Raw genomic sequence first — 6384 nt, 5'->3', positions numbered from 1 at the left:
CAGCGTGGCGGGCCCGGCGACCGGTGATGGCCGGCGGCGGTCAGCCGGCCGGCTCGCGCTCCCAGAGGTAGAAGCGCTGCGCCATGGCGTCCTTCGGGGAACGCCAGGTCGCGGGGTCGTACGCGCTGACGTACGCGGCCAGCCGCTCGCTCACGTCCCGGAACTCGGGATGCCCGGTGATCTTGGCGATGGCGGGTCCGGGCTCGCGCTCGGACTCGATCAGGTGCATGTACACGTCGCCGAACTGGAACAGGCTGCGCCGGGTCACACCGACGAGCTGCGGCAGCTCTCCCCGGTCGGACTCCTCGAACACCTTGGCGATGTCGGGTGCCGACCCCGGGGCCATCCGGGCGACGATCAGAGCTTGGTGCATGGGGTGGTTCTCCGTCCGGCTCAGTCGGTCAGACCGCGGGTCGCACCGCGCTCGGCGGCGGTCTTCTCGATGCGGTCCCGGATCAGGCCCAGCTGGACCTTGGAGTTCCGGTTGATGTTGTCGGTCATCCACTCGTCGTCGACCGGCGCCTCGGGCTTCATCGCGAAGTCCTGCGTCCAGACCATCCGTGTGCCGGCCGGTACCTCCTCGTACCGCCAGTGGATGTCCATGTGCGCGAAGGGCCCCGTCTCCACGCGGCGGGCCTTGACGGTGAGCTTGTCGCGGTCCGGCTCGCGCTCCGAGACCCAGCTCCACACGGTGCCGTTCTCGTCCGGGTGCATGGTCAGCCGGAAGGTCGTTCTGCGTCCCTCCCGGGAGAGGATCTCGACGGAGGCGTACTCGCTGAACAGCCGCGGCCAGTTCTCCAGGTCGTTGGTCACCTCCCAGACCAGGTCCAGTGGCGCCGCGATGGTGATCTCGTTCTGTGTGTGTCCGGTCATCTCAGGCTCCTGTCATGAGCGCGCTGTTGACGAGGTCGAGAAACTGCCGGGGCGACTTGGAGCGTTCGGCGTCGGGGGGCATCGGCGTGCCGTACCGGTTCTCCAGCTCGCCCACGATGCCCAGCAGGCCGAGCGAGTCGACGCCCAGGCGGTCGAACCCCGTGTCCTCTCGGCGGAGTTCCTCCGGGGCGACGGTGACGCCGGCGGACTTCTTCATGAGTTCGGCCAGCTCTTCCACAGTGATGCGGTCAGTCATGCCATTCCCTTCCTCTACTGCTCCGCGGCGCCTCGCTACGAGGCGTCGGTGGCGCCGTGCCGCAGCACCAGCGCCGAGTTCGACCCCATGAGTCCCCGGCTCAGGACAAGCGCCGTGCGCACCTCGGCGGCACGGGCCCGGCCGGTCACGAGATCGAGGTCGTGGCAGATGTCGAAGACGTTGGGGGTGGGTGGGATCACACCGTGCTCCATCGCGAGCACCGCCGCCGCGACGTCCATCAGGGGCGCCGCGCAGTAGCCCCGGCCGATCCCGGTCTTCGGCGCCGTGACGGGCACCCGGGTGCCGTGGGCCCCGAGGACGTCGGCGATCGCCAGTGCCTCGGCACGGTCGGCCTCCGGCACGCCGAGGGCGTCGGCGAAGACCACGTCGATCTCCTCGGGCGCGCAGTCGGCCTCCGCCAGGGCTCCCCGGACGGCCTGGGCGAGCCCTTCCCTGGACTCCTTCCAGCGGGAGGCCCCGGTGAAGGTCGCCGCGTGTCCGACGAGACGGGCCCGCACCCGCGCGCCCCGTGCCCGGGCCGCGGACTCCGCCTCCACCACGACCATGGCGCCACCCTCCGCGGGCACGAACCCGCAGGCGGCGGACGTGAACGGGCGGTAGGCACGGGTCGGGTCGTCGACCGTGCTGAGTTCCGCGTAGCCGAGTTGGCAGACCACCGAGTAGGGCGCGATCGGCGCCTCGGTCGCCCCGGCCACGATCACATCGGTGCCGCGCCGCACGGCCCGCGCCGCGTGGGCGAGGGCGTCCAGACCGCCGGCCTCATCGGCGGCGACGACCGAGCAGGGGCCCTTGAAGCCGCGGCGGATGGAGATCTGGCCGGTGCTGGCGGCGTAGAACCAGGCGATGGACTGGTACGGGCCGACGAAGCGACTGCCCTTGCCCCACAGCTGCTGGAGCTCCCGCTGTCCGAACTCGCCGCCACCCGAACCGGCCGCGGTGACCACGCCCACGGAGAACGGCGCGGCGTCGGTCTCGGGCCGGTGCAGCTGGGCGTCGTCCAGCGCGAGGTCGGCCGCGGCCATCGCGAAGTGCGTGAACCGGTCGGTCTGGACCAGGAAGCGCTCCTCGATCGCGGCCGCCGGGTCGAAGTCGCGCACCTGGCCCGCCACCCGCAGCGGCAGATGCTCACAGCCCTCGCGGGTGACCCGGTCGAGGACGCTGATGCCCTCCCTGGTGGACTTCCAGAAGGTCTCGGTACTGGCTCCGTTGGGCGCGACCACACCGATTCCCGTGACGGCCGCGCGCCGAGCCTGGGGTTCGCTCATCGTGTCTTCTCCCTCGGCCGGTTCATGACCACCGCGGACTGGAAGCCGCCGAACCCGCTGCCCACCGAGAGCACGCTGGAGAGCTTGCGCTCGCGCGCCACGCGCGGGACGTAGTCCAGGTCGCACTCGGGGTCGGGCGTCTCGTAGTTCGCGGTCGGCGGTACGACCTGGTTGGCCAGGGCGAGCACACAGGCGACGAGTTCGATCGCCCCGATTGCGCCGAGGGAGTGACCCACCATCGACTTGATGGAGCTCATGGGGGTGTCGTAGGCGTGCGGGCCCAGGACCTTTTTGACCGCGGCGGTCTCGTGGCGGTCGTTCTGCTTGGTGCCCGAGCCGTGCGCGTTGACGTAGTCGATCGCGCAGGCGTCGAGCCGGGCGTGGCCGAGGGCGTCCTCGATGGCCCGGGCCATCTCCAGGCCCTCGCTGGTCAGGCCCGTCATGTGGTAGGCGTTGCCGAACGTGGCGTACCCGCCGAGCTCGCAGTACACGTGCGCGCCGCGGGTCCGGGCGTGCTCGAGTTCCTCCAGGACGAGTACGGCGCCGCCCTCGCCCATGACGAACCCGTCACGGTCGGCGTCGAAGGGACGCGAGGCGTGGGCCGGGTCGTCGTTGTTCGGGGAGGTGGCCTTGATCGCGTCGAAGCACGCCATGGTGATCGGGGAGATCGGCGAGTCCGAGGCGCCGGCTATGCAGATGTCGGCCCGGCCCTCCTCCACGGTGTGGAAGGCGTACCCGACCGCGTCGAGCCCGGAGGTGCAGCCGGTGGAGACGGTCTGTACCGGTCCGCGCGCCCCGAACCGCTCCGCCACCGTCGAGGCTAGCGTGCTGGGCGTGAAGGCGCGGTGCAGGTCCGGGGCCGCCTCTCGGTGGTCCACGTCCCAGCGCCGGCCGCGGTGGCTGACCTTGACGTAGTCGTTCTCCAGCCGGGTGGTGCCGCCGACCGCGGTGCCCAGGGAGACGCCGACCCGCCAGGGGTTCTCGGCGGCGAGGTCGAGACCGGCGTCCCGTACCGCTTCGTCCCCCGCGACCAGGGCGAACTGGATGTAGCGGTCGCAGCGTTCGACGTCCCGCGCGTCCAGCCCGTGGGCCGCCGGGTCGAAGTCGCACTCGGCGGCGATCCGCGACCGCAGACCGGCCGGGTCGAAGAACGTGATCGCCCGCGTCGCCGTGCGCCCGTCCGCCAGGAGGTTCCAGAAGGCCGGTACGCCTATGCCGCCCGGGGCGACGATGCCTATGCCGGTGACCGCCACTCGTCTCGTCATGAGCGCACCCGACGTCGGTCGGCCGACTCCGCCCCGACCACCGCGGGCTCGGCGTCGGTACCCTCGGTGTCGACGTGGCCCAGCGGCGGGCTCGGGGCCAGCGGGCCGAGGTGGAAGACCATCCGGGCCTCCACCTTGCCGACGTTGCGGAAACGGTGGCGCACGTTGAGGGGGATCAGCAGCCCCTGCTCGGGCTGGAGCGGGTGCGGCTCACCGTCCAGGTCGACCTCCAGCTGCCCGCACACGACGTACACGAACTCCTCGGAGTACGGGTGGTAGTGCTCGCCGATGCGGTCTCCGGGCTGGATGAGGGCCAGGCCCATGAAACCGCTGGTGGCGCCGACCGTGGCCGGGGTGAGCATGGCGCGCAGGTCGCCCCCTCGACGGGTGTTGGGCTCGACCTCGCTGAGATCCACGATTCTGTGACGAGAAGTGATCACGACGTTCCTCCGATGGTGTACTGCACCGGCGCGGGAGGGGCGGGGCACCACCCCTCCCACGCGATGACGGGTCAGGCGTCGGGCGACCGGCGGTCGGTGACGAGATCCATGCGCGCCAGTTCGAGGAAGCGCGCGAGACGGCCGTCCTTCGACGCGGACGCGCCGGCGGCGCCGTCCTGGAGCGTCGTCAGCTCGGCCACCTGTCCGGGGTCGGACAGACCGAGGGCCTGTACGGGGTCGGCGGCCTCGAGGCCGCCGCGCAGGTCGATCAGCCGTACGACGACGTCGTCGCGCTGGAAGATCGTGCTGCGCAGGACCGGGCTCTTCGGGTCGTCCGCCGCCGCCTCGTCCTGCCGGGCGAGGAGTTCGGCGAGCTTCATGCCGCGGTCCGGTCGGGCCGGGTAGTGCAGGGCGTAGCGCTCGGCCTGTGTGTCCTGCCGCTCCGCCGTCACATGGTGGACGGCCGGCAGCGCGGCCCGGGTGAAGAAGACCCGGGCGGACTCGGGGTCGTTGAGGTCCCGGTCCTGCTCCAGATGGGGGTTGATGGCCTCCTCGACGGCCCGTACCTCGGGCTGCCGGGAGACGTGGCGCAGCGCGGAGAGCAGGTCGCCGCGCACCTCGATGGCCCGCACCACCCGGTTGCCGTGCATGAACAGCGAGGTGCGGCACAGCCGGGTGGTGTCGTCGACCTGCGGCTCGGGCGAGGCGTAGTCGGCCAGGATCTTCGCAACGATCTCCTCACTGCCCGGCTTGACGGTGAAGGTGAGCGCGTGCCGGATCACGCCGTCGCCGATCCTGGGCGAGGTCTGGAGCCGGCGCTTGCCCTGGTCTGCGCTCGCCGCCGGGCCGCCGGTCTCGCGGACGACGTGGAAGCGCAGCGAGCGGGTGTCGCGCACGCAGCTGTGCAGCGGCTCCACCATCGCCACGTGCTCCTCGCTGTTGACCCAGGCGAGGAACGGCGGGGCACTCTCCCATTCGCTGGTGATGAGCCACTGGGAGGGGTTCTCGATCGACTGGCACAGCTGGTCGCTGACATGTCCGGGGACGGACGCGACCTGGTTGCAGAGCTGCTCGTACGCCTCGAGGAACTGCTGCTGGGCCCCGTCGTAGACGTCGACCAGAAGGACGACGCGGAGCCGGGAACCGTCGAACACGGACTGGGAGACACGTTGTGACGCCTGTCGCGCCCGCGAACCTGCAACACGTTCGGACGTGGTGGTCATCCTGCGCACATCTCCTTCGCGGAGGGGATAGGTGAACGTCGGCCGCGGTGATGCGACGTCAGCGTTCCTCGATCCTGTGCCCGTCCCCGCAAGCGCGCGACTCGGATGAACTACGCGGGTGACTGGGCGGCAGTCAGACGAGATGGGCGAAGACGACCAGGTTGTCCGTGTAGTCCTTGACCTGCCGGTCGTAGTTCCCCGCACAGGTGATGAGCCGCACCTGCGCGTCGGGGGTGTCGGCGTACACCCGGTCGCTGGGGAAGTCGGCCTTGTCGAAGGTCTCCACGCTGTCGACCCGGAAGGACGCCTTGCTGCCGTCGGCCCGCAGGACCTGGAAGCCGTCGCCCTTCGCCAGTGTGCTGAGTCCCGCGAAGACGGCGGGGGACGTCTTGGTGTCGACGTGCCCGGCGATGATCGCGGTGCCCGTCTCTCCGGGTGAGGCTCCCTTGGCATGCCAGCCGACGAGGTTGGTGTCGGCCGCGGGGGGCGGTTGCAGCCGGCCGTCGGCACCGATGGCGAGGTCGGTGAAGGGGGCGTCGACCGCGATCTTCGGGATGAGCAGCCGCACGGGCCTGGAGCGCGGCAGAGGCTTTCCCACCGGGCCCCCGGCGCCCGGCTTCCCGGCACCCGCGGCCGAGGTGGGCGGGGCCGCGGTGGCCGGTGCGCTGGCCGCGGGGACCGATCCGGCGGCGGGCGGGGCGTGCGGCGCACTGGCGGCACCGGACGACGTGCCGTTGCCGCCGAACAGGTTCAGCGCCAGGAGTACCGCCGCCGCGGCGCAGATCATCGTCAGGCCGGTGCGGGGGGTTCCCTCTTCGGTGGGCGGTGGCTCGCCGCCGGAGGGTTTGTCGGGGTCGGAGGGAGAAGGGGCGGAAGAAGGGGGAACTGCCATCGGAGACCACCTCACTCGGGCGCGGCAGCGGAGCGGACGGAGCACGGGGAGCGAGCCGGGCCGCCACGCGGGGGCATGCGTGGCGGCCGCGGCTTCGCTATCGCGTCAGGCATGGGTCAGGCCACACCCCCCGCCGTCTTCTTGCGGCG

General features: G+C 71.5%; 8 protein-coding genes. All 8 read right to left on the bottom strand.

Annotated features, from left to right (window positions below; genetic code table 11):
- Nucleotides 1-40: 40 nt before the first annotated feature.
- A complete protein-coding gene (locus tag ACFWBB_RS42245) occupies nt 41-373 on the bottom strand; it encodes a TcmI family type II polyketide cyclase (protein WP_385284525.1) in 333 nt (110 codons plus the stop codon).
- Nucleotides 374-393: 20 nt separating this feature from the next.
- A complete protein-coding gene (locus ACFWBB_RS42240; protein ID WP_385284522.1) occupies nt 394-873 on the bottom strand; it encodes an SRPBCC family protein in 480 nt (159 codons plus the stop codon).
- Nucleotide 874: 1 nt separating this feature from the next.
- The gene (locus ACFWBB_RS42235; protein WP_385284519.1) at nt 875-1129 is read right to left on the bottom strand and encodes an acyl carrier protein; all 255 of its coding nucleotides are present in this window, start codon (nt 1127-1129) and stop codon (nt 875-877) included.
- Nucleotides 1130-1164: 35 nt separating this feature from the next.
- Complete coding sequence (locus ACFWBB_RS42230; RefSeq protein ID WP_385284516.1) at nt 1165-2415, bottom strand: ketosynthase chain-length factor; 1251 nt, start codon at nt 2413-2415, stop codon at nt 1165-1167.
- Nucleotides 2412-3680: a beta-ketoacyl-[acyl-carrier-protein] synthase family protein gene (locus ACFWBB_RS42225; protein WP_385284513.1), complete on the bottom strand. Its 1269-nt coding sequence runs from the start codon at nt 3678-3680 to the stop codon at nt 2412-2414. Before ACFWBB_RS42225 ends, ACFWBB_RS42230 begins: the two co-directional genes overlap by 4 nt.
- A complete protein-coding gene (locus ACFWBB_RS42220) occupies nt 3677-4096 on the bottom strand; it encodes a cupin domain-containing protein (RefSeq protein ID WP_385284528.1) in 420 nt (139 codons plus the stop codon). Before ACFWBB_RS42220 ends, ACFWBB_RS42225 begins: the two co-directional genes overlap by 4 nt.
- 95 nt (nt 4097-4191) lie before the next feature.
- Nucleotides 4192-5343: a SchA/CurD-like domain-containing protein gene (locus tag ACFWBB_RS42215; RefSeq protein WP_385284510.1), complete on the bottom strand. Its 1152-nt coding sequence runs from the start codon at nt 5341-5343 to the stop codon at nt 4192-4194.
- A 133-nt stretch (nt 5344-5476) separates the two neighbouring features.
- Nucleotides 5477-6235: a class F sortase gene (locus ACFWBB_RS42210; protein ID WP_385284507.1), complete on the bottom strand. Its 759-nt coding sequence runs from the start codon at nt 6233-6235 to the stop codon at nt 5477-5479.
- Nucleotides 6236-6384 lie beyond the last annotated feature (149 nt).

The organism is Streptomyces sp. NPDC060000, assembly GCF_042737375.1.
In the GTDB taxonomy this organism is placed as follows: Bacteria; Actinomycetota; Actinomycetes; order Streptomycetales; family Streptomycetaceae; genus Streptomyces.
This window is presented reverse-complemented; position numbering and strand designations above follow the sequence as displayed.